The sequence below is a fragment of the Agrococcus phoenicis genome (assembly GCF_047302415.1).
Taxonomy (GTDB): domain Bacteria; phylum Actinomycetota; class Actinomycetes; order Actinomycetales; family Microbacteriaceae; genus Agrococcus.
The window spans coordinates 2,373,192-2,394,552 of record NZ_CP154854.1 but is presented as its reverse complement, the minus strand read 5'-3'; the positions used below and the strand labels follow the sequence as shown (position 1 = coordinate 2,394,552).

The 21,361-nt window shown below is 73.5% G+C and carries 22 protein-coding genes; 18 read left to right on the top strand and 4 right to left on the bottom strand.

Going from position 1 to position 21,361, the window contains the following annotated elements:
- Positions 1 to 65: 65 nt before the first annotated feature.
- The 10 genes from AA0Z99_RS11460 (at position 66) to AA0Z99_RS11415 (ending at position 6,411) form a co-directional block, all read left to right on the top strand.
- Positions 66 to 1,190 (top strand): metal ABC transporter substrate-binding protein, encoded by a 1,125-nt coding sequence (locus AA0Z99_RS11460; RefSeq protein WP_413317471.1) that lies wholly within the window; start codon positions 66 to 68, stop codon positions 1,188 to 1,190.
- Positions 1,187 to 2,008, top strand: a complete 822-nt coding sequence (locus tag AA0Z99_RS11455; RefSeq protein WP_413317469.1) for a metal ABC transporter ATP-binding protein — start codon at positions 1,187 to 1,189, stop codon at positions 2,006 to 2,008. The genes AA0Z99_RS11460 and AA0Z99_RS11455 overlap by 4 nt, the downstream gene beginning before the upstream one ends.
- The gene (locus AA0Z99_RS11450) at positions 2,005 to 2,931 is read left to right on the top strand and encodes a metal ABC transporter permease (protein ID WP_413317467.1); all 927 of its coding nucleotides are present in this window, start codon (positions 2,005 to 2,007) and stop codon (positions 2,929 to 2,931) included. The genes AA0Z99_RS11455 and AA0Z99_RS11450 overlap by 4 nt, the downstream gene beginning before the upstream one ends.
- Positions 2,931 to 3,812 carry a metal ABC transporter permease gene (locus AA0Z99_RS11445; protein WP_413317465.1) on the top strand — a complete coding sequence of 294 codons (882 nt, stop codon included), beginning with the start codon at positions 2,931 to 2,933 and terminating at the stop codon, positions 3,810 to 3,812. Before AA0Z99_RS11450 ends, AA0Z99_RS11445 begins: the two co-directional genes overlap by 1 nt.
- The gene (locus AA0Z99_RS11440; RefSeq protein WP_413317463.1) at positions 3,809 to 4,204 is read left to right on the top strand and encodes a Fur family transcriptional regulator; all 396 of its coding nucleotides are present in this window, start codon (positions 3,809 to 3,811) and stop codon (positions 4,202 to 4,204) included. Before AA0Z99_RS11445 ends, AA0Z99_RS11440 begins: the two co-directional genes overlap by 4 nt.
- A gap of 83 nt (positions 4,205 to 4,287) precedes the next feature.
- Complete coding sequence (locus AA0Z99_RS11435; protein WP_413317461.1) at positions 4,288 to 5,226, top strand: hypothetical protein; 939 nt, start codon at positions 4,288 to 4,290, stop codon at positions 5,224 to 5,226.
- 197 nt (positions 5,227 to 5,423) lie between these two features.
- Positions 5,424 to 5,660 (top strand): 50S ribosomal protein L28, encoded by a 237-nt coding sequence (gene rpmB, locus AA0Z99_RS11430; RefSeq protein ID WP_128190402.1) that lies wholly within the window; start codon positions 5,424 to 5,426, stop codon positions 5,658 to 5,660.
- The gene (rpmG, locus tag AA0Z99_RS11425; protein ID WP_072314797.1) at positions 5,660 to 5,830 is read left to right on the top strand and encodes a 50S ribosomal protein L33; all 171 of its coding nucleotides are present in this window, start codon (positions 5,660 to 5,662) and stop codon (positions 5,828 to 5,830) included. Before rpmB ends, rpmG begins: the two co-directional genes overlap by 1 nt.
- Positions 5,830 to 6,135, top strand: coding sequence for a 30S ribosomal protein S14 (gene rpsN / locus AA0Z99_RS11420; RefSeq protein ID WP_413317458.1), 306 nt, complete (start codon positions 5,830 to 5,832; stop codon positions 6,133 to 6,135). The genes rpmG and rpsN overlap by 1 nt, the downstream gene beginning before the upstream one ends.
- A gap of 81 nt (positions 6,136 to 6,216) precedes the next feature.
- Positions 6,217 to 6,411 carry a hypothetical protein gene (locus tag AA0Z99_RS11415; RefSeq protein WP_413317456.1) on the top strand — a complete coding sequence of 65 codons (195 nt, stop codon included), beginning with the start codon at positions 6,217 to 6,219 and terminating at the stop codon, positions 6,409 to 6,411.
- Positions 6,412 to 6,447: 36 nt separating this feature from the next.
- On the opposite strand, the gene AA0Z99_RS11410 is transcribed toward AA0Z99_RS11415, so the two are convergent.
- Positions 6,448 to 7,866: a PLP-dependent aminotransferase family protein gene (locus AA0Z99_RS11410; RefSeq protein WP_413317454.1), complete on the bottom strand. Its 1,419-nt coding sequence runs from the start codon at positions 7,864 to 7,866 to the stop codon at positions 6,448 to 6,450.
- 105 nt (positions 7,867 to 7,971) lie between these two features.
- On the opposite strand from AA0Z99_RS11410, the gene AA0Z99_RS11405 reads away from it, so the two are divergent.
- The 5 genes from AA0Z99_RS11405 to AA0Z99_RS11385 all read left to right on the top strand — a co-directional run bounded on the left by AA0Z99_RS11405 (position 7,972) and on the right by AA0Z99_RS11385 (position 12,374).
- Positions 7,972 to 8,676 (top strand): YczE/YyaS/YitT family protein, encoded by a 705-nt coding sequence (locus AA0Z99_RS11405; RefSeq protein WP_413317452.1) that lies wholly within the window; start codon positions 7,972 to 7,974, stop codon positions 8,674 to 8,676.
- 186 nt (positions 8,677 to 8,862) lie between these two features.
- Entirely contained in the window at positions 8,863 to 9,147 is a 285-nt protein-coding gene (locus tag AA0Z99_RS11400) for an HU family DNA-binding protein (RefSeq protein WP_413317450.1), read from the top strand.
- An 80-nt stretch (positions 9,148 to 9,227) separates the two neighbouring features.
- Positions 9,228 to 11,228, top strand: a complete 2,001-nt coding sequence (locus AA0Z99_RS11395; RefSeq protein WP_413317448.1) for a cytochrome c oxidase assembly protein — start codon at positions 9,228 to 9,230, stop codon at positions 11,226 to 11,228.
- The gene (locus AA0Z99_RS11390; RefSeq protein WP_413317446.1) at positions 11,225 to 11,977 is read left to right on the top strand and encodes a histidine phosphatase family protein; all 753 of its coding nucleotides are present in this window, start codon (positions 11,225 to 11,227) and stop codon (positions 11,975 to 11,977) included. Before AA0Z99_RS11395 ends, AA0Z99_RS11390 begins: the two co-directional genes overlap by 4 nt.
- Before the next feature lie 4 nt (positions 11,978 to 11,981).
- Positions 11,982 to 12,374 carry a PPOX class F420-dependent oxidoreductase gene (locus AA0Z99_RS11385; protein WP_413317444.1) on the top strand — a complete coding sequence of 131 codons (393 nt, stop codon included), beginning with the start codon at positions 11,982 to 11,984 and terminating at the stop codon, positions 12,372 to 12,374.
- Positions 12,375 to 12,378: 4 nt separating this feature from the next.
- On the opposite strand, the gene AA0Z99_RS11380 is transcribed toward AA0Z99_RS11385, so the two are convergent.
- Positions 12,379 to 12,864 (bottom strand): N-acetyltransferase family protein, encoded by a 486-nt coding sequence (locus AA0Z99_RS11380; protein WP_413317442.1) that lies wholly within the window; start codon positions 12,862 to 12,864, stop codon positions 12,379 to 12,381.
- 63 nt (positions 12,865 to 12,927) lie between these two features.
- The gene (locus AA0Z99_RS11375) at positions 12,928 to 13,803 is read right to left on the bottom strand and encodes a rhodanese-related sulfurtransferase (protein ID WP_413317440.1); all 876 of its coding nucleotides are present in this window, start codon (positions 13,801 to 13,803) and stop codon (positions 12,928 to 12,930) included.
- A gap of 63 nt (positions 13,804 to 13,866) precedes the next feature.
- On the opposite strand from AA0Z99_RS11375, the gene AA0Z99_RS11370 reads away from it, so the two are divergent.
- Positions 13,867 to 14,436: a thioesterase family protein gene (locus AA0Z99_RS11370; RefSeq protein WP_413320850.1), complete on the top strand. Its 570-nt coding sequence runs from the start codon at positions 13,867 to 13,869 to the stop codon at positions 14,434 to 14,436.
- Positions 14,437 to 14,445: 9 nt separating this feature from the next.
- Here AA0Z99_RS11370 and AA0Z99_RS11365 read toward each other — a convergent pair whose 3' ends face one another.
- Positions 14,446 to 16,119 carry a phytoene desaturase family protein gene (locus tag AA0Z99_RS11365; RefSeq protein WP_413317438.1) on the bottom strand — a complete coding sequence of 558 codons (1,674 nt, stop codon included), beginning with the start codon at positions 16,117 to 16,119 and terminating at the stop codon, positions 14,446 to 14,448.
- Between the two features lie 84 nt (positions 16,120 to 16,203).
- Here AA0Z99_RS11365 and AA0Z99_RS11360 point away from each other — a divergent pair, with 84 nt between their 5' ends.
- Positions 16,204 to 20,316 carry a bifunctional proline dehydrogenase/L-glutamate gamma-semialdehyde dehydrogenase gene (locus AA0Z99_RS11360; protein ID WP_413317436.1) on the top strand — a complete coding sequence of 1,371 codons (4,113 nt, stop codon included), beginning with the start codon at positions 16,204 to 16,206 and terminating at the stop codon, positions 20,314 to 20,316.
- Positions 20,317 to 20,341: 25 nt separating this feature from the next.
- Positions 20,342 to 21,334, top strand: coding sequence for a glucose-6-phosphate dehydrogenase (coenzyme-F420) (gene fgd / locus AA0Z99_RS11355; protein ID WP_413317434.1), 993 nt, complete (start codon positions 20,342 to 20,344; stop codon positions 21,332 to 21,334).
- The last annotated feature ends 27 nt before the right edge of the window (positions 21,335 to 21,361 follow it).

The window sequence follows — 21,361 nt, the reverse complement described above, 5'->3', positions numbered from 1 at the left end:
AATCGTTCTCACATCCCCGTAGCGTGGAGCGGCACGGCAAGGCGTCGTGCTGAGAAGGAACCTCCATGCGCTTGCTCCCCGCCCTCGGCACCGCCGCGGCCGTCGCCCTCGTGCTCACCGGATGCGCGGGTGCGGGTGCCGATCCCGGCGCGCCCGGGTCGACCGGCACCGACGGCGATCGCCTCCGGGTCGTCGCCACCACCACGCAGCTCGCCGACGTCACGCGCCAGATCGTCGGCGAGGAGGCCGAGGTGACGAGCTTGCTGCAGCCGGGCGCGTCCGCGCACTCCTTCGATCCCGGCCCCGCGGCGCTCAACGCGCTCGCCGACGCCGATCTGCTCGTCATCAACGGTGCCGGCCTCGAGGGCTGGCTCGACGACACCGTCGAGGCCTCGGGCTTCGCGGGCACCGTCGTCGACACCTCGAGCGAGCTCGAGCTCATCGCCGCCGACGAGGACCCGCACGCGGGCCACGACCACGCCGAGCACGACCACGCCGAGGAGGGCCACGAGCACGCCGAGGAAGGCCACGAGCACGAGCACGAGCACGACGAGGCCGGTCACGAGGGCCACGAGCACGAGCACGAGCACGACGAGGCCGGTCACGAGGGCCACGACCACGGCGAGTTCGACCCGCACGTGTGGTCCGACCCGGCGAACGTGATCGTGCAGGCCGAGGCGATCGCCGCGGCCCTGACCGAGGCGGACCCGGAGCTCGACATCGACGCATCCGCGAGCGCCTACGTCGAGCGCCTCGAGGCTCTCGAGGCGTGGATGCGCGGATCGATCGAGCAGGTGCCCGTCGATGAGCGCCTGGTCGTGACGACCCACGACACCTTCGGCTACCTCGAGCGCGCCTTCGACGTGCAGGTGGTGGGCACGGTGCTGCCGAGCCTCGACGACAGCGCCGAGGCGAGCGCCGCGCACATCGACGAGCTCGTGGCCGAGATCCGCGAGACGGGCACGTCGGTGGTCTTCAGCGAGAGCGCCATCGACCCGCAGCTCGCGGCCACGATCGCCCGCGAAGCGGGCGTCGAGCTGCGCGAGGGCGAGGACGCGCTGGCGGCCGACGCCCTGGGGCCGGAGGGCAGCGACACCGCGACCTACATCGACTCGCAGATCCACAACATCACCGCGATCGTGACCGCATGGGGGGTCGAGCCGCTCGCGGTGCCAGAATCGCTGACATGAGCGAGCAGCTGAGCGAGCCCGGGCGCGCGATCGTCGAGATCGAGGGGGCCTCGTTCGGCTACGGCGGCGCGCCGGTGCTGACGGACGTCGCGTTCGACGTGCGCGCGGGCGAGGCGCTCGCGCTGATCGGCCCGAACGGCGCCGGCAAGTCCACGCTGCTCGCCGGCATCCTCGGCCTCGCGAGGCACGAGGCTCGCACCTTCCGGGTGCCGACCGGTCGTGGCGAGATCGGCACGCTCCCGCAGACGAGCGAGATCGACCCGGCGTTCCCCGTGACCCTGGAGCAGGTCGTCGCCATGGGCCGCATCCCGCGCCTGGGGCTGCGCTGGCCCGGGGGAGGGGATCGGCGAGTCGTCACGGATGCGCTGGAGGCCGTCGGGCTCGAGCAGCTGCGGCGCACCCGCTTCGGCGACCTCTCCGGCGGCCAGCGCCAGCGCGGCCTGCTGGCCCGCGCCCTCGCCAGCGAACCGCGGCTGCTGCTGCTCGACGAGCCCTTCAACGGGCTCGACCAGGGCTCGAGGGATGCGCTGGTCGACACCATCGGCACGCTCAAGGCCCGCGGGGTGGCGCTCATCATCACGACCCACGACCTCGAGCTCGCCCGACTCGTCTGCGACCGCACGCTGCTCGTCAACGAGCGCCAGATCGCGTTCGACGACACCGCGTGCGTGCTGACGCTCGAGCGGGTCGAGGCCGCCTTCGCGAGCCACGTGATGGAGATCGACGGCCACACCCTCGCGACCACCGAGCACCACGCGACCGAGCACGGCCACCGCCCGCGCGCCGACGAGCGGCGGGCGGGGCGCGACTCCGGATGACGGCGTCGACGGGTCTCGCGGCGCTGATCGACCCCTTCACCCCCTTCGCCGCGCCCTTCCTGGGCAGGCCGCTGCTGCTGCTCGTCGCGCTGGCCGTGGCGGCCGGCACCGTCGGGATGCTCGTGCACCTGCGGCGCCTCGAGTTCTCGACCGACGGCCTCACGCACGCCGTCTTCCCCGGGCTCGCGATCGGCGCAGCCGCGGGCGGCACGGCAGGCCTGCTGCCGGGCGCGATCGGCGCCGCGCTCACCGCCGCGATCGTGCTCGCGCTGCTGTCGCGCCGCGGGCAGCCGCGCGACACCGCCGTCGCGATCGTGCTCACCACCTTCTTCTCCTTCGGCGTGGTGCTCGTCTCCATCGGCGGCGGCTCGAGCGGCAGCCTCTCCGACTTCTTCTTCGGGCGACTGCTCACCATCACCTGGAGCTCGCTCGGCGTCGCCGTGGCGCTCGTCGCCGTCGCCGTGGCGCTCGTCGTCGCCACCGGGCGCCAGCAGCTCTTCGCCGCCTTCGACGCGGCGGGCGCTCGCCGCGCGGGGCTGCCGGTGCTCGCGCTCGAGATGGTCGGCACCGTCGCGATCGCGCTCGTGGTGGTCGCCGCCTCCGCATCGGTCGGCACCCTCCTGGCGCTCGCCGTCGTCATCGTGCCGGCGGCCGCCGCTCGCGCGCTGACGCGGTCGCTGCCAGGGGCGATCGCGGTGTCGATGCTGTTCGGCGCGCTGACCGGCTGGATGGGGCTGTGGATCGTCGTGCAGCTCGCCGAGCTGGGGGTGGATGCCGCACCGGGCGCGACCGTCGCGCTCACGATGGTGCTGGCCTACCTGGTCGCGCTGGGCGTCGGGGCGCTGCGCGGCTCGGCGCTGCGCCGCTCCGCACAGCGCGGGCGCGCGCCCCGCATCCGCCCGCGGCAGTCGGCGGTGCGCTGATGGGCGGCATCGACTTCTTCGGCCTCGCCATGCTGGAGGTCGTGCTCGCAGGGGCCCTCGCCGGAGTGGTCGGCGTGCTGGTGGTGCTGCGCGAGCGCGCGTTCTTCACGATGTCGCTGACCCACGCGACGTTCCCGGGCGCGGTCGCCGCCGCGATCCTCGGCGTCTCGATCCCCGCGGGAGCCGCGGTCGCGGCGGTCGCGCTCATCGGCATCGCGGTGGGCATCGGCCGCATCCGCTCCCAGGGGCCGGCCGTGGCATCCGGGGTGATGCTCACCGCGGGCTTCGCCCTCGGCGCCTTCCTGCAGTCGGTGTCGCCGCTCGCGATCGACGTCGAGTCGTTCCTCGTCGGGCAGGTGCTGGCGGTGACAGGCGCCGACCTCGCCCTGACCGGTGCCGTCCTGCTGGTCGCGCTGGCGGTGTGGGCAGTGCTCGGCGGCCACCTGCTCTTCTCGAGCGCCGACGAGCAGGGCTATCGCCGTGCCGGGCTCGCGCCCTGGCTGCCGGAGCTCGCCTCCCTCGCGCTCATCGCCGGCACCGTCGTCGCGATCATGCCGGTGGTCGGCGCGATCCTGGGGGTGGCGCTCATCGTCGCCCCGGCCGCGGCGGCGCGGCTGGTGGTGCGCGACTGGCGATGGATGCTCGTGCTCGCACCCGCCGGTGGCATCCTCGCCGGCGTGCTCGGGCTCCTCGCGTCGCGCGCACTCGACATCGCGGCCGGTGGCGCGATCGCGCTCGTCGCAGCCCTGCTGTACGCGCTCGCATGGCTGATCAGCGGTCGCCGCAGGTCGCCGCGCGCGTCGTCGCAGCGCCGGGCGCGACCGCGCAGGACTGGGCGCCAGGACGCCGAGCGTGCCACTATCGAGGCGAGGAACCGATGACCGACACCACCCGCCGCCCCACCCGCCAGCGCGAAGCCGTGCGCGAGGCGCTCGCGTCGAGCGACGAATTCGTCTCCGCGCAGGCGCTCCACCAGTCGCTGCGCAGCGGCGGCTCGACCGTCGGCCTCGCGACGGTCTACCGGGCGCTCGCGGCCCTCGCGGAGGACGGCGAGGCGGATGCGCTGCAGTCGGGCGGCGAGCTGCTCTACCGCGCGTGCACGCCCACGCACCACCACCACCTCATCTGCCGCAGCTGCGGCCGCACCGTCGAGCTCGAGGCCGCGGCGGTCGAGCGCTGGGCCGGCCAGGTGGCGGCGCAGCACGGCTTCGTCGAGCCCGAGCACGTGGTCGACATCTTCGGGCTGTGCGCGGCCTGCGCCGCCGCGCGCTGACGCTCTCCACAACGGGTCGCGCGGTGCTGGCGCGCGCCCGGCCGCGACTGTGAGACTGAGCGCATCGATCGAGGAGGTCGCCCGTGACGAACCCGCCCAGCCCCTACGGCACCCCGCAGTCCGCGAACCCCGACACCGAGCCGGTGCACCGTTCGGGCTCCGCCGCTCCTCGCCGCATCATGGGCATCCAGCCGGTGCTCTTCGTCGGCATGTGCCTGCTCGCCGTCGTCACCCTCATCACGGTCGTGCTGATCTTCGTCGGCGACTTCGAGAGCCAGGCCGCGCGGGTGGTCTGGACGGTCGTGGTCTTCCTGGCCTTCACGGCGCTGCTGGCGCTGGACCTCGTGCTCGCCCGCCGCTCTGCCACGCCGCTGGTCATCGGCGTGGCGGCCAACACCTACCTGCTCGCGGTGCTGATGATCGCGATCTGGGTGCGCGGCGGCGATGCAGGCGAGCCGGTGGACGAGTACGACTTCGGCGCCGGCTGGTTCTTCGCGGAGCTGCTCGGCATCGTGCTGCTGACACTGCTCGTGGTGCGATCCGCTGCGGCTGGGGCCTGGGGCCTCATCAGCCTCGGCCACCGCTCGGGCACGGCGTTCGGGCGGGTGCTCGGCCAGGTCGCCGCCGCGCTGCTGGGGCTGGTCGGCGTGCTGCTCACGCTGCACTTCGCGATCGAGGCGTTCGGCTTCGAGCTGGGCGAGTGGTACTGGCGCGCCACGGTCGCGGCGATCGTCGTGACGGCGCTCGCGGCGTCGGTGACCGTGCTGCTGTTCTGGAACCGCCGCAACCTCGACTGGCAGGAGGCCGAGGCGCGCGGCGAGCACGTGCGGCCGGCCGCCGCGCCCGGCTCCGTGCTCCCGGGCGGCGCGCAGCAGCAGGCGTGGCCGCAGCAGCAGGCGTGGCCGCAGCCGCCCCGGCAGCCCGACGCGAGCGGCCTGCTGCCCTGGCCGACGTTCGCCGACGGCACGCCCTACCCCATCGGCGCCGACGGCCAGCCGGTGTTCCCGCCCAGCGCGCGCTGACGAGTCGTGCCCCGCGCGCATCCGCCGTCAGATCCGGCCTTGCCGCACGGCCCGCGCGTGCCGTAGGCTAGACCCTTGGTGCGGCTTCGGCCGCGCAGCACACGCCCCCTCCAGCGCCCGCAAGGGCTCGGCAGCGGCGTGGGCAGGCAAGTGATCTTGGGTGGGCTTCGGCCCACGGTAACCACTCTGGAGGCACCATGGCAGCCGTATGCCAGGTGACCGGAGCCGTCCCAGGCTTCGGGCACAACATCTCGCACTCGCACCGACGCACGAAGCGACGCTTCGACCCGAACGTGCAGCGCAAGACCTACTTCGTCCCGTCGCTCAAGCGCAACGTGACGCTCAACGTCTCGGCCAAGGGCATGAAGGTCATCGATGCCCGTGGCATCGAGGCCGTCATCCGTGACATGCAGGCTCGGGGGGTGAAGCTCTGATGGCGAAGAAGTCGCAGGACGTCCGTCCGATCATCAAGCTTCGCTCCACCGCGGGCACCGGCTACACCTACGTGACGAAGAAGAACCGTCGCAACAACCCTGACCGCCTTGTGCTGAAGAAGTACGACCCCGTCGTCCGCCAGCACGTCGAGTTCCGAGAGGAGCGATAATGGCCAAGAAGAGCATGATCGCCAAGAACGAGCAGCGGAAGGTCATCGTCGCCCGCTACGCCGAGCAGCGCCTGGCGCTGAAGAAGGCCCTCGTCAACCCCAAGAGCACCGATGAGGAGCGCGAGGCCGCTCGTCTCGGTCTCCAGAAGCTGCCCCGCAACGCGTCGCCGGTGCGCGTGCGCAAGCGCGACGCCATCGATGGACGCCCCCGCGGCCACGTCGGTGCCTACGGCATCTCGCGCGTGCGCTTCCGTGACATGGCGCACGCGGGCGAGCTGCCCGGCGTGACCAAGTCGAGCTGGTAAGCACCCGCTGACGACGAAGGCCCCGACCATGAGGTCGGGGCCTTCGTCGTGCCCTCCCACGGCGTCTGCGAGGCTGGTCCCATGAGCAGCTACCCCGTGACCTTCGGCCTCGTCGGCCTCCTCGTCCCCGCCATCTCGCTCGTGCTGCTGATCGGGCTCGTGATCGCGGTCGTGCTCGTCGTGCGGGCGCTGCGCGGCATCGACGGCTCGCTCCGCGCGCTCGTCGAGCAGGGCGTCGCCCGCGGCGAGGGGCCGTACGACGGCCCGCCGCGCTGACGCAGCCGGCCTCGCGCCGGCCGGACTCCCGCCCCGTCACACGACGGCGGATGCCGCCAGTCGCGTGGAGTCCGGGAGCTCCCCCGCGTGCAGCGCGCGCCAGGCGCCGCCGAGTCGCTCCAGCGCCGCGGCGGTGACCTCCGGCTCCCAGGTGATGGGGATGCGCGCGAAGCGGTCGAGCACACCCGAGGGGGAGAAGCGCGGCCCCGGCGGCAGGAGCAGCCCCCGGTCGCGCGCGCCGAGCGAGAGCGAGGTCGACCAGGGGCCGCCGAGGTCGATCCAGGCCGCGAGGCCGCCGGGCACGTGCGGCATGGCGACGCCCGGCAGGTGCTCGGCCAGGCCGGCGGCGACGGCCGCGCGCCCGGCCGACAGACGCTCGCGCGCACGCTCGAGCAGCGGCGCCATGTCGTCGAGCAGCTCGATCGCGATGCACTGCTCGAGCAGCGGCGTGCCGAGGTCGATCGAGGGCCGCACGGCCAGCAGTCGCGCCGTCTGCTCGGCGCTCGCTGCACGGACCCAGCCGATGCGCATCCCGCCCCAGGCGATCTTCGACATCGAGCCGATCAGCAGCGCCGGGCCGTGGGCGGCGAAGGGGCGCGGGGTCCAGCCGCGATCGATGTCGAGCTCTGCGCACGTCTCGTCCACGACCAGCAGCGTGCCGGTGGTGCGCGCGACCGCGGCGAGCCGCGCGCGCTCGAGCTCCGGCATGGTGGCGCCGGTGGGGTTGTGGAAGTCGGCGATCACGTAGGCGAGGGCGGGCCGCTGCGCGCGCAGCGTCTCGATCAGGTGCGCGGGATCCCAGCCGCCGGTCGGCTGCTCGGGTGAGACGGGTGTCGGCACCAGCCTGTGGCCGGTGCGGCGCAGCGCCTCGAGCGCGTGCGGGAACGAGGGCTGCTCGACCAGCGCGCCGCGCCCGCGCTCGCCGAAGGCGGCGAGCACGATGGTGAGGGCGTGCATCGCACCGCTCGTGACGACGATCTGGTCGGGGTCGGTGGGCAGGCCGCGGGCCGCGTAGCGCGCGGCGATGCGCTCGCGCAGCTCCGGCAGCCCGTCGAGCGAGTAGCCGGGCGTGCCCAGCAGGCCGGCGAGCCGGTCGAGCGCGCGCACGGTCGCGGCGTGCATGCCGGGCGCCGACCCCACCGAGGCGATGGTGAAGTCGATCACGCCCTCCCCGGCGGCGGCGGGGCGATGGATGCGCTGGGCGGGCAGCGCGGCGCGAGTGCCGGAGCCGTGCGCGCGGGTCGCGTAGCCGCCCGCCTCCAGCAGCTCGTAGGCGCGAGCGATGGTGGCGCGCGATCGGCCGAGCTCGGCGGCGAGCGCCCGCTCGCTCGGGAGCCGCTCGCCGGCGGTGATGCGGCCGTCGAGCAGCAGCATGCGGATGCGGTCGGCGAGCGATCGCGCGACGGCGGTCGTCGCGCGCCACTCGACGAGCTGGGTGCCGAGCCGGGATGCCATGCGCCCATCCTGGCGCACGATGGTCGTGCAGTGGACTGCGCAGGGCGAGCCACTTGTCGACCAGTGGCTCGTCCATGCGCTGGTCGACAGGAGTGGAATGGGGTCGTGCACCGGATCCGCCGCCTCTTCCTGCCCTTCGACTCGCTGGGCGCCGCCGACACGGCCGCCCGCATCGCGCAGCTCATGGCCGGGCTCGTCCTCTACGGCATCTCGCTCGCGCTGCTCGTGCGGGCGACGCTCGGGGTCGGGCCCTGGGACGTGCTCTCGCTCGGCATCGCGAACCACCTGCCCATGAGCTACGGCGCCGCGACCATCGTGGTGTCGGGGCTCGTGCTGCTGCTGTGGATCCCGCTGCGGCAGCGCGTCGGCATCGGCACCCTGCTGAACGCCGTGCTCGTCGGCCCCGCTGCGGATCTCGGGCTCTGGCTCATCCCGAGCCCGACGGCGCTGTGGGGGCAGGCGCTCATGCTCGCCGGCAGCATCGTGCTGCTCTCGATCGCGACCGGCATCTACATCGCCGCCCGCCTCGGGCCGGGCCCGCGCGACGGGCTGATGACGGGGCTCGTGCGCATCACGGGCTGGCCGATCTGGATCGTGCGCACGCTCATCGAGGGCTCCGCGCTGCTGATCGGCTGGCTGCTCGGCGGTCCGGTGGGGGTCGGCACGGTCATCTTCGCGTTCGGCGTGGGGCCGCTGATCGGGGTCTTCCTGCCCTTCTTCGAGCGTCGCCGGGCCGCGACGGAGAGCAGGCTGCGGGTCCGGCGGCTCGCCGCGTCGACGGCGATCGCGCCGTCCCCTGGGCAGGCCTGACGCCCGTTCTGTACCCCAATTCCGTTCGCAGACCGCGAAAACACGCGGAATTCGCGGCGTGTCGGGGTGTTCCTCCGCGCGTTCCGGGGCCCCCGGGCTACGTTCGTGTGTGGTCGGAGCCCCACCAGGCCCCGGCGAATGCCCGCCCCCTCGGCGGGACGGACATGCCACCACCAGGAGGACATCATGGCTGAGACCATCAACAAGACCACCCTCGCTTCGAAGATCGCCGCATCGACCGACCTCTCGCAGGCGAAGGTCACCGCTGTGCTCGACGCGCTCTTCGACGAGGTCTCGGAGGCCGTCAAGGCCGGCGACAAGGTCTCGATCCCCGGCTTCTTCAGCGCCGAGCGCACCGCGACCGCTGCCCGCACGGGCCGCAACCCGCAGACGGGCGAGGAGATCAAGATCGCTGCCGGCCACCGCGTCAAGCTGACCGCCGGCTCGAAGCTCAAGGCAGCCGTCAAGTAAGACCGCTCCACACAGCACGCGCAGGGCCCCGCCACCTCGGCGGGGCCCTGCGCGTCGCCTGCGACGACTAGCCTGGACAGGTGCAGCGCCTCCGTCTCCTCGCGCCGGCACTCGCGATCCTCGCGGGGCTGGTCGCCACCTGGGCGGCGCTCGACTTCGGCGGCGGCGCCGACCCGCTGCCGATCGCGAGCCAGGACCCCGGCGCCGGCGTGCGCTACGGCGTGCCGATCGCGAGCATGCTGCGCAACATCGCGATCGCCAGCGGCCTCGGCGGCCTCGTGCTCGCGTGCTTCGCGCTCCGACCCGGCAGCCGCGACTGGCACCGCACGCTCGACATCGCCGCCGCATCCACCGGCATCGCCGCTGTCGCGCAGGGCTTCCTCGCGTGGGGCGGCTTCCGCACCGCGGTCACGAACCCGGTCAGCGCGACCAACGAGTTCGGCGCGCTGCTGCAGTTCTACTTCATCCAGGTCGAGACGGGCAGGCTCCTGCTCGCCACCCTGCTCTCGCTCGCGCTGCTCACCGTCGTGCTGCTCGTCGCCCGCGGCACCGTCTCGGTGGCGCTGTCGACCGTCGCCTGGCTCGTGCCGCTCTGGTTCATCGCCTCCGGCGGCCACGCGGGCGGCACCGCTGGCCACACGCTCGCGGTCTCGTCGCTGCTGCTGCACCTCCTGTTCGTCTCGATCTGGCTCGGCGGGCTGCTGCACGTGGGGCTGCTGGTGCGCCCGCGCGACGATGCGGCATCGCGGGCATCCGCGTCGGAGGCCACGGCGCCGAACGCCGCCTCTGGCGACGTGCTGCTGCGCTACTCGAGCCTGGCCGCGGCGAGCTTCGCCGTCGTCGCCTTCACCGGCATCGTCTCCTCCTGGGTGCGCATGGAGGGCGACTGGTTCAGCGACTACGGCCTCCTCTCGATCGCGAAGGCCGTGCTGCTCGTCGTGCTCGGCGGCTTCGGAGCCTGGCAGCGGATGCGCCTGCTGCGCCCCGCGACGACGCTCGGCGAGCGGCTGGGCGGCAGGGCGATCGCGATGGTCCTGACGCTCGAGCTCGTGGTGATGGGCGTCACCGCCGGCGTCGCCGCAGGGCTCGCCCGCACGGCGACCCCGGTGCCCGAGACCCCGCCCGGGCTCGAGGCCACGCCGGCCGAGATCCTGACGGGCAGCCCGCTGCCGCCGCCGTTCGACATCGGGCGGCTCTTCACCGAGTGGTCGCTCGACCCGCTCTGGTCGGTCGTCTGCGGGCTGCTGCTCTTCTTCTACCTCGCCGGCGTGCGGCGGCTGGCGCGGCGCGGCGACCGCTGGCCCGTGCTGCGCACCGCCTCCTGGACCGCGGGCGTGCTGCTGCTGTGGTGGTGCACCTCCGGCGCGCTCAACCTGTACCAGGAGTTCCAGTTCTCGCTCCACATGCTCGTGCACATGCTGCTCGGCATGGCGGTGCCGGTGCTGCTCGTGCCCGGTGCGCCCATCACGCTCGCGATGCGCGCGATCGCGAAGCGCCGCGACGGCACGCGCGGCGGACGCGAGTGGCTGCTCGCGATCGTGCACTCGCGCTACATGCAGGTGGTCGGGCACCCGGTCGTCTCCGCCGCGATCTTCGTGCTCAGCCTGTGGGTCTTCTACTACACGCCCATCTTCGGCTGGGCGATGGAGGAGCACGTCGGGCACGTCTGGATGGTGGTGCACTTCGTCGGCGCCGGCTACCTCTTCGTGCACGCGATCATCGGCATCGACCCGGGCCCGCCGAAGCCTCCCTACGCGCTGCGGCTCGTGCTGCTGCTGGGGGCGATGGTCTTCCACGCCTTCTTCGGCGTCACCCTCATGTCGGGCGAGCTGCTGCTGCTGCCCGACTGGTTCGGCGCGATGGGCAACGGGATGGACGCCCTGCGCGACCAGCAGGAGGGCGGCGGCATCGCCTGGTCCATCGGCGAGATCCCGACCGTGATCCTCGCGATCACGACCGTGGTGATGTGGGCGCAGGGCGACAAGAAGGAGCGCACGCGCCTCGACCGCGCGGCGGACCGCGACGGCGGCATCGAGCTCGATGCCTACAACGAGATGCTCGACAGGATGGGGAAGCGATGACCGAGGATCAGCAGCAGCTGCCGGAGGACCTGGCGGCGATGGCCGAGGGGCGCGGGCTGCGCCTGCGCATCGTGCGGCACGCCGAGACCGAGTACAACGTCGGCCACCTCATGCAGGGCTGGTCCGACTCGCCGATCACCGAGCGTGGTCGCGAGCAGATCGCCGCGGTCGCCGAGCGCCTCTCGCACGAGCGGTTCGACCTCGCCTTCTGCTCCGACCTGCAGCGCACGCGCACGACGGCCGAGGGCATCCTCGCCCGCCTCGACCCGCAGCCGCCGATCGAGCACACCGAGCTGCTGCGCGAGTGGAACTTCGGCTCGCACGAGGAGCGCCCGGCGTCGGAGGTCTGGCGCGAGGTGATCGTCGAGCACGGCTTCGAGGTGGACCGCGAGCTGAGCGCCCTGCGCACCATCGGCGAGCAGGTGGGCTGGCGCGGGCTGTTCGACACGATCGCGAGGCTCGACTCGAGCGGGCAGGCCGAGCAGGCCGCCGCGACCGTGCTGCGCGCCGACCGCGCGCTCGAGCGCGTCATCCGGGCTGCCGCCGCGCTGCCGGGGGAGGACGACGCCGAGGTGCTGATCGTCTCGCACGGCGGCTTCATCACCTCGCTGCTGCGCCAGCTCGTGCCCGACGTCACGCCCGACGTGATCCTGCCGAACTGCTCGGTCTCGACCGTGTCGCTGCCCGCGGGCACGCTCGCGTGGCGGCTGGACGGTCTCGGCGAGACGGCCGAGCACCTGGCAGGCTGAGCGCATGGCGAGCATCCCCGAGCAGTACCGCTTCCTGACCGACGCGCCCCTGTTCGCCCACCTGGCGACGGTGCGGCCCGACGGCACGGCGCAGTCGAACCCGATGTGGTTCAAGGCGGTGGGCGACGAGATCCACTTCACCCACACCTCGAAGCGGCAGAAGTACAGGAACCTGCAGGCGAACCCGTCGATGAGCCTGTCGATCACGGATCCCGAGCAGCCGCACCACTACGTCGAGCTGCGCGGGCACCTGGCAGGCGTCGTCGCAGACCCGACCGGTGCCTTCTACGTCGAGCTGCAGAACCACTACGGCAACCCCTCCGAGCAGGCGCCTCCGGATGCTGCCGATCGGGTCATCCTGCGGATGGCGATCGACGCGGTGTCGGGCCGCGTCTAGCCGCTCACTCCCGCGAGGGCAGGTGCACCTCGAGCTCGTACCGCGCGCGCGGCTCGGCCTCGTCGGCACGCTCGCCCGCCAGGCCGAGCCTGCGGTAGAACTCGGCGGCGACGTCCAGCGACTGCCACTCGAGCACGCGGATGCGGGTCTGCTCCTCGGCCCACTGCCGCACCGCGAGGAAGAGCGCGGTGCCAGCACCGCGGCCGCGCGCCTGGGGCGACACCCAGAGGTCGTGCATGCGGGCGATCGACCAGTCGCGCTGCGGCGCCGGGCCGTAGTCCTGCGCGGCGGCGTAGCCGAGCAGCTGCCCCTCGGCCTCGGCGACCACGATGTGGTGCGCGTCGTTCACGACCAGCGCCTCGAGGCGCTCGCGGTAGCGGTCGACCTTCTCGTCCTCTTCGTCCACCGAGCGGTGGGCGGCGATCAGGTGCTGCAGCACCGCCGCGTCTGCCGCGGTCGCTCGCCGGATCGTGAGGTCGCCATCGCCCATGGGGCCAGCGTAGCGCCGCGGATCCGCGCGGAGGATCCGGGCGCCTGACCGCAGACGACCGGACTATCCGGCCGAGGCCACGGCCGCGACGTGCGCGGCGCACGCCGGCTCGCACGCGCCGCACACCGGCACCTGCCTGCGGCACGACCACAGCCGGCAGTTGGCCATGTCGCCCGTCGGCGCCCCGCAGCTCGCGCACGCGCCGATCACGGCCGCATCCGCCCCGAACGACACCGTCTGGCGCTGGTCGAAGACGTAGAGCGAGCCCTCCCAGAGGCCGCGGTTGCCGAAGCTCTCGCCGTAGCGGACGATGCCGCCCTCCAGCTGGTAGACCTCCTGGAAGCCGCGCTTGGCCATCAGCGACGACAGCACCTCGCAGCGCACGCCGCCGGTGCAGTAGGTGACGACCGGCTTGTCCTTCAGGTGGTCGTAGGCGCCGGAGTCGAGCAGGTCGACGAAGTCGCGCGTCGTCTCGACGTCGGGCACGATCGCGCCCCTGAAGCGCCCCACCTCGGCCTCGAAGCGGTTGCGCCCGTCGAAGAACACCACGTCGTCGCGCCGCTCGACCAGCTCGTGCAGCTCGCCGGGCTGCAGGTGCCGCCCGCCCCCGACGACGCCGTCGGCGTCGACCTCGAGCTCGTCGGGCGCGCCGAACGTGACGATCTCGTCGCGCACCTTGACACTCAGCCGCGGGAAGTCGGCTCCGGTGCCGCTGGACCACCTGATGTCCATGCCCCGGAAGCCCGAGTACTCCCTGGTGGCGCGCGCGTAGCGCTTGAGCGCATCCGCCGCGCCGCCGACCGTGCCGTTGATGCCGTGCGGCGAGATGATGATGCGGCCGGTCAGCCCCAGCTGCTCGCAGAGCGCGCGCTGCCACAGCCGCACCGCCTCCGGGTCGGCGATGGGCGTGAAGCGGTAGTAGAGCAGCACCTTGTGCATTGTTCGATTCTCCCAAACGACGACGGATGCTCCGCACGCCTCGGGCAGGATGCTCACGTGAACATGTGGGTGCAGTGGCTGCTGGCGATGACCGTGAAGAGCAAGGGGCGCCCCGCGCTCGGCCTCGACGAGGTGGCGCGCACGCCCTTCGTCGTGCTGCCGACCGACATCGACCTGCTCGGCCACATGAACAACGGCCGCTACCCCTCGTACATGGATCTCGCACGCGTCGACATGACCGTGCGCACCGGCATGCAGGCGGCGCTGGAGCGCGCGGGCATCTACGCGGTGGTGGGGCAGTCGACGATGGTCTACCGCCGCTCGCTCGACCTCTGGCAGCGCTTCGACATCGAGACGGCGGTGCTCGGCGCCGACGAGCGCGCCGTCTACCTCCAGCAGCGCTTCGTCGTCGACGGCGAGCTGCACGCGCGCGGCATCGTGCAGGGTCGCTTCATCGAGAAGGGCGTCGGCACCGCGACCGTGGCGCGCGTCGTCGAGGTGCTGGAGGCGGCGGGCATCCGCGTGGCGCTGCCCGAGCTCGACGAGCGGGTGCGCGAGTGGGCCGAGACGAACCGGCTGCCCTCGAACCGCCTGCCCGCGCCCTCGACCTGGTCGGGCCGCACGCCCCGATAGCGCCGCCGGTCAGAGGCGGTCGGCGAGCAGCTCGAGCGCGGCGTGCGCCGCGTTGTGGCCGCCGATGCCCGAGACCGCGCCGCCGCGCCGCGCGCCGGATCCGGCGAGCAGCACCCGCGGGTGCGCCGTCTCGACGCCCCACGCCGCGGCCGGCCCCTGCGGCTCGGCCTCGAGCCACGGCCAGGAGAGCGGCCCGTGGAAGATGTTGCCGCCGGGCATGGCGAGCGCCTCCTCGATGTCGCGCGTCGTCTTCGTCTCGATCGCGCGGCCGCCGGCGATCCCGGCCCCCTCGAGCAGCAGCGGCTCGATCGGCTCGCCGAGCACCGAGTCGAGCGAGGCCAGCACCGCGCGCTCGAGCTCGTCGCGCATGCGATCGTCGTCCTCGCCCGTCAGCAGCCGGTCGGGGGTGTGCAGGCCGAAGACCGTCAGCGTGTGGGCGCCGGATGCGCGCAGCTCGTCGCCGAGGATCGTCGGGTCGGTGAGCGAGTGGCAGTAGATCTCGCACGGCAGCGGGTCGGGGATGCCGCCCGCGCTCGCGGTCGCGTGCGCCGCCTCGAGCTGCGAGTAGGCCTCGTTGCTGTGGAAGGTGCCGCCGAAGGCCGCCTCCGGTGCGACGTCGTCGCGCAGCCGCGGCAGGCGGCGCAGCAGCATGTTGACCTTCACCTGCGCGCCCTCCGGTCGCTGGGTGGCCGGGGCCTCGTCGCCCAGCAGCTCTGCGAGCACGTGCGGGGCGACGGCCGAGAGCACCAGGTCGAACGCCGCCGTCAGCTCGGTGCCGCTGGGCAGGCCGGGGCTGCCGAAGGGCAGGCCGCCGACGCGCTCCTGCCAGGTGACCTCGCCGTCCGGGGTCACGCGGGTGACGGTCACGCCGGTGATGATCGACGCGCCAGCGGCTCGCGCGGCCGCTTCGAGGCCGCCGGAGACCCGCCCCATGCCGCCGATCGGCACATCCCAGTCGCCGGTGCCGCCGCCGATCACGTGGTACAGCAGGCAGCGGTTCTGCTCGAGCCCGGGGTCGTCGAGCGCCGCGAAGGTGCCGATCAGCGCATCGGTCGCGATGACGCCGCGCACGAGGTCGTGGTGGACGGCGCGCTCGATCGCATCGCTGATCGGCGCGTCGACGATCTCGGACCACGCGGATGCGCCGCCCGCGGCTGCGCGGGCGGCGGCCGCCGTGGGCAGCGGCTGCGTCAGGGTGGGGAACAGCGCCGCCGCCAGGCGCGTGGTGCGGTCGGCGAAGGCCGCGAAGCCATCGGCATCGCCGGCGGCGCCGATGGCCGCGAACGAGGCGCGGGTGGCCGCCTCGTCGCCCGCGTCGACCAGCAGGCCCGGGCGGCGCGATGACGACGCCGAGTCGGGTCGCAGCGCATCCGGCATCGGCGTGTAGCTCGAGTAGCGGCGCCGGGCGAGCTGCACGTCGAGGCCGAGGTCGCGGATGATCTGCGCGGGCAGCAGGCTCACGAGGTAGGAGTAGCGCGACACCCGCGCGTCGAGGCCCGCGAAGCCGTCGGTCGAGACGGCGGCGCCGCCCACGTGCGGCAGTCGCTCGAGCAGCGTCACGTCGACGCCCGCGCGAGCGAGGTAGGCGGCGGCGGTGAGCCCGTTGTGGCCGCCGCCGATGACGGCGACCCTCGGCGGGCGTCCCGTGCTGCCGATCGTGCTGCTGGATGCTGCGCTGACCATGCTGTCTCCTCGTGCGACGACGGATGCGTCGGCCCGCCCCCGTGCGGCGACGCGGCTGGGGCCTGCACGCATACGATATGCGGCATGACCCAGCAGCCCAGGGACGACGACTTCGACGCGCTCATCAAGGAGGGCATCGAGGCGGCGGACCAGGAGCACACGACCGCGCCGACGGATGCTGCACCGCAGCACGAGCGCGCCGAGGTCGTCGAGCAGGTCGCCGATGAGGAGCAGGAGCCGACGCCGCCGCCCTCCGACGCGCTGCCGGGCGAGGCCTTCGAGCCCGTGCCGCTCAGCACCGGTCCCGCGTTCGAGATCGACGACGCGACCTGGGCGCGCGCGGTCGCCCCCTATGAGCCCGTCGAGGTGCCGCGCATCCCGCGATCGGTCGACGCTCCGCCCGCCGGGTGGTCGCTGTCGGCCGAGGTGGCCGATGTGCCGACCGTGCAGATGGATGCGCTCCAGCTCGAGGCCGAGCTGCGCGCGGCGTCGCTCGCGCCGGTGCCGGAGGCGGCGCAGGTCGAGGTGCCGGAGGTCGAGCAGCCGGAGGTCGAGCAGCCGGAGCCGACGCCCGAGCCGATCCCCGAGCCCGAGCCAGCTCCCGAGCCCGAGCCAGCTCCCGAGCCCGAGCCGGAGCCGACTCCCGAGCCCCAGCCACGACCCGCCCCAGCCCCCGCCTCCGGCGACGACCCCTTCGCCGCCGCCGCCATCGAGCGCGTGCGCGGATGGGTCGCGCGCCCCACCGCCGGCAAGCGCGACAAGGCGGAGGAGCGGCTCGCGGGGCTGCTCAAGGACCCGCAGGGGCTCGCGTTCGCGGTCGCCTTCGTCGACAGGGTCGTCCGCCCCGAGGATCCGCGCATCAGCGCCCGCAACTTCGAGGAGCTCAGCCGAGACATCCCCGGCTTCCTGGAGTGGCACCTCAAGCTGGGCGTCACCCTCGGCGGCGGCTTCGGCATCGTGACGCCGAAGCTCATCATCCCGGTGGTCAAGCGCGCGATGCGCGAGATCGTCTCGCACCTCGTCATCGACGCGACGCCCGCGCGGCTGGCGAAGCCGCTCGCCAAGCTGCGCGACGAGGGCAACCGCCTCAGCGTCACCCTGCTCGGCGAGGCCGTGCTCGGCGACGAGGAGGCCGCCGACCGCCTCGAGCGCACGATGGAGCTGCTGCGCCGCGGAGACGTCGACCACGTCTCGCTCCCGATCTCCTCCGTGGCGCCGCAGCGGCAGCTGTGGGCGTTCGACGAGACGGTCGAGCGCGTCGTCGAGCGCCTCCTGCCGCTCTGCCAGCTCGCCGCCCAGCCGAGCGCGCCGAAGCGCGTCACGCTCGAGGCGGAGGAGTACCGCGACCTCGACCTGACGATCGCCGTGCTCGAGCGGCTGCTCATGCGGCCGGAGCTCGTGCGGCTCGAGGCGGGCATCGTGCTGCAGGCGTACGTGCCGGATGCGCTCGCCGCTTACCGGCGCCTCGCCGCCTTCGCCAAGGAGCGCCGTGCGCAGGGCGGCGCAGGCATCGCGGTGCGGCTCGTCAAGGGGGCGCACCTCGCCACGGAGCGCGTCGACGCGGCGATCCACGGCTGGCCGCTCGCCGCGCTGCCGTCGAAGGAGTCGACCGACGCGAACTTCAAGCGCGTGCTGCACGAGGCGCTGCTGCCGGAGAACGCCTTCGCCGTGCGCGTCGGCGTCGCGAGCCACAACCTCTTCGACCTCGCCTACGCGGCAGAGCTCGCCCGCCATCACGGCACGCACCAGCGCGTCGACGCCGAGATGCTGCTCGGCATGGCCGCCGACCACCGCGAGGCGGTCCGCGAGCTCTTCCCGAACCTCGTGGTCTCCACGCCCGTGGTGCACCCCGACGACTTCGGCGCGGCGGTCGGCTACCTGGTGCGCCGCCTCGAGGAGAGCGCTGCGGGCAGCAGCTTCATCTCGAGCATGGCCGACCTCGCGGACCCGGCGGTGCTGGAGCGCGAGCAGACCAGGTTCCTCGACTCGCTCGCGCTGCTGCGCCGCGAGGACGCGGCGCGTGCCGAGGGTGAGGCGCCGCGGCCGAACCGCACCGAGGATCGCGCCGGCGACCTGCAGGCGGCCATGGCGCATCCGACCGGCTTCGCCAACGAGCCGGACACCGACCCCGCGCTCGCGGCCAACCGCGACTGGGCGCGCCAGGTGGTGCAGCGCGCCGCCGGCACCGAGCTGGGCCTGCGCACGCTCGAGCTCAACCGCATCGACGACTGGCCCACGCTCGAGCGCCGCATCGATCGGGCGGCCCAGGCGGCGAGCGGATGGGCCGGGCTCGGCGCCGAGGGCAGGGCGCAGGTGCTGCGCGACGCGGCTGAGGCGCTGGCCGCCTACCGGGGCAGGCTGATCGAGATCACGATGGCCGAGACGGGCACGCCGCTCGCGGAGGCCGACGCGGAGGTCTCGCAGGCGATCGACTTCGCCCGCTGGCACGCCGAGCAGGCGCTCGAGCTCGACCGCCTCGCGGATGCCTCGCCGCGACCGGTCGCCCTCACCGTGGTCGTGCCGCCGTGGAGCGCCGCCGTGGCGATCGCGGCCGGCGGGGTGACCGCGGCGCTCGCGACCGGCTCGGCGGTCATCATCGCGCCCGCGCCGCAGGCGCGCCGCTCCGCGGCCGTCATGGCCGAGGCGCTCTGGCAGGCGGGGGTGCCGCGCGAGGCGCTCGTGCTGTGCGACGTCGAGGAGGGCGAGCTCTCGCGCCGGCTGATCGCCCACCCGGCGGTCGGCCGGGTGATCCTGACCGGCTCGACCGAGACGGCCGAGCTGTTCGCCTCGTGGCGGCCCGATCTGCCGCTGCTCGCCGCGACGAGCGGCACGAACGCCATCGTCGTCACGCCCTCCGCCGATCTGGAGCTCGCCGCCTCCGACATCGTGCACAGCGCGTTCCGCCGCGCCGGGCAGCACTGCTCCGCCGCCTCCGTCGTGATCATGGTGGGCACCGTCGGCGACTCGGAGCGCTTCCGCCGCCAGCTCGTCGACGCGGCCAGGACCCTGCGGGTCGGCAGCCCGCTGGATGCCCGCACCCACGTCGGTCCGCTCGTCGAACCGGCGCAGGGCAGGCTGCTGGATGCCCTCACGACGCTCGAGGAGGGCGAGGAGTGGCTGCTGGAGCCGAAGCAGCTCGACGACGCCGGTCGCCTGTGGTCGCCCGGCATCCGCGACGCGGTCGAGCCGGGGTCGGCGACGCACCTGGCGGAGTGCTTCGGCCCGCACCTCTCGCTCATCGAGGTCGAGACGCTCGAGGAGGCGATCGATGTGCAGAACGCCACCGCGCACGGCCTGGCGGCGGGCATCCACTCGCTCGATGCGGCCGAGGTGGCGCAGTGGATCGACGAGGTGCGCGCCGGCACCCTCTTCGTCAACCGCGGCACCACGGGCGCGAGGGTGCGCCGCCAGCCCTTCGGCGGCTGGAAGCGCTCGCAGGTCGGGCCCGGCGTCGCGGCGGGAGGGCCGAGCTCCCTGATGCCGCTCGTCGACTGGGAACCGATCGACCGAGGCCCTCGCGCCTCCGTGCGCCTGCACGGCCTCGACCGCCGCGTCTCGGAGCTCATCGAAGCGGCGCAGCCTGCCCTCGGCTTCCTGGAGTTCGATCGCGTGCGCGCCGGTGCCATGAGCGATCAGGCGGCGTGGGACGCCGAGTTCGGCACCGCCCGCGACGTCGCCGCGCTCGGCATCGAGCGCAACGTGCTGCGCTACCGGCCGGCCGACGTGCTCATCCGCGTCGCCGAGGACGGCTCGGTCGCCGACCTCGTGCGGCTGCTCGCCGCCGCCGCCAGGACGCGGGCCGTCGTGCGCATCTCGACCGCCGTCGAGGTGCCGAGCGGCATCGTGAAGCTCTCGAAGCAGGCGATCCCGCACGTGCGCATCGAGGAGCTCGTGGAGGAGACCGACGCGCAGTTCCACGCGCGCATCGCCGACGGCTCGGTGCTGCAGGCGGTGGAGAACGAGGATGCGCTGGGCATGACTCGCGTCACCGAGCCGCTCGGCCGCATCCGCCTGATCGGCACCGATGCGGGACTGCGGGCGGCGCTCGCGGGCACGCTGGCGGTGGCGGTCTACGACGGCCCGGTGACCGCCGAGGGGCGGGTCGAGCTGCTCCCGCTCCTGCGCGAGCAGACGATCTCGATCACCGCGCACCGCTTCGGCATGCCCGACGCCGAGATGCGGGCGCTGCGGCTCTGACGCACGGCCTGCTTGACTGGGCACCATGCGGTACGGATACAAGGCCAGCGCCGAGCAGTTCAGCCCGGCGGAGCTGCTCGAGCTCGTGCAGCTCGCTGAGCAGGTCGGGCTCGACAGCGCGTTCATCAGCGATCACCTGCAGCCCTGGCGGCACGACGAGGGGCATGCGCCGAACGCGGTCGCGTGGCTCGGCATGGCGCTCGAGCGCACCGAGCGCATCGTGCTCGGCACCTCGGTGCTCACGCCCACGCTGCGCTACCACCCGGCGGTCGTCGCGCAGCAGTTCGCGACGCTGGGGCAGGTCCACCCCGGCCGGCTGATCCTCGGCATCGGCACGGGCGAGGCCCTCAACGAGCAGATCATCGGCGTGGAGTGGCCGGAGCTCAAGGAGCGCTTCGCGCGGCTGCGGGAGGCGGTGCGACTGATGCGCCGGCTCTGGAGCGAGGAGCGCGTGGAGTTCGAGGGCGACTACTACCGCACCACCGGCGCGACGATCTACGACCGGCCGGAGCAGCCCATCCCGATCTACGTCGCCGGCGGCGGTCCCGCCACGACGCGCTACGCGGCGCGCTTCGCCGACGGCCACATCTGCACCTCAGGCAAGGGCGACGAGTACTACCGCGACACGATCGTCGCGAACCTGGAGGAGGGCCTCGCGAAGGCCGAGCGCGACTCGGCGGAGGTCGACCGCATGATCGAGATCAAGGTCTCCTACGACCGCGACGCCGACGCCGCGCTGCACAACACCCGCTTCTGGGCGGCGCTCTCGCTCTCGCAGGAGCAGAAGCACTCGGTGCACGATCCGATCGAGATGCAGCGGCTGGCCGACGAGCTGCCGATCGAGCAGGTCGCGAAGCGCTGGATCGTGGGCTCGGATGCGGCCGAGGTGGCCGCTGCGATCGGCCACTACGCGGAGCTCGGGTTCACGCACCTCGTCTTCCACGGCCCCGGCGGCGACCAGCGCCGCTTCCTCGAGCAGTTCTCGGAGGACGTGCTGCCGCTGCTGCCCGCGCGCTGAGCGCGGCGGGCGGCAGCGGCAGGCGGC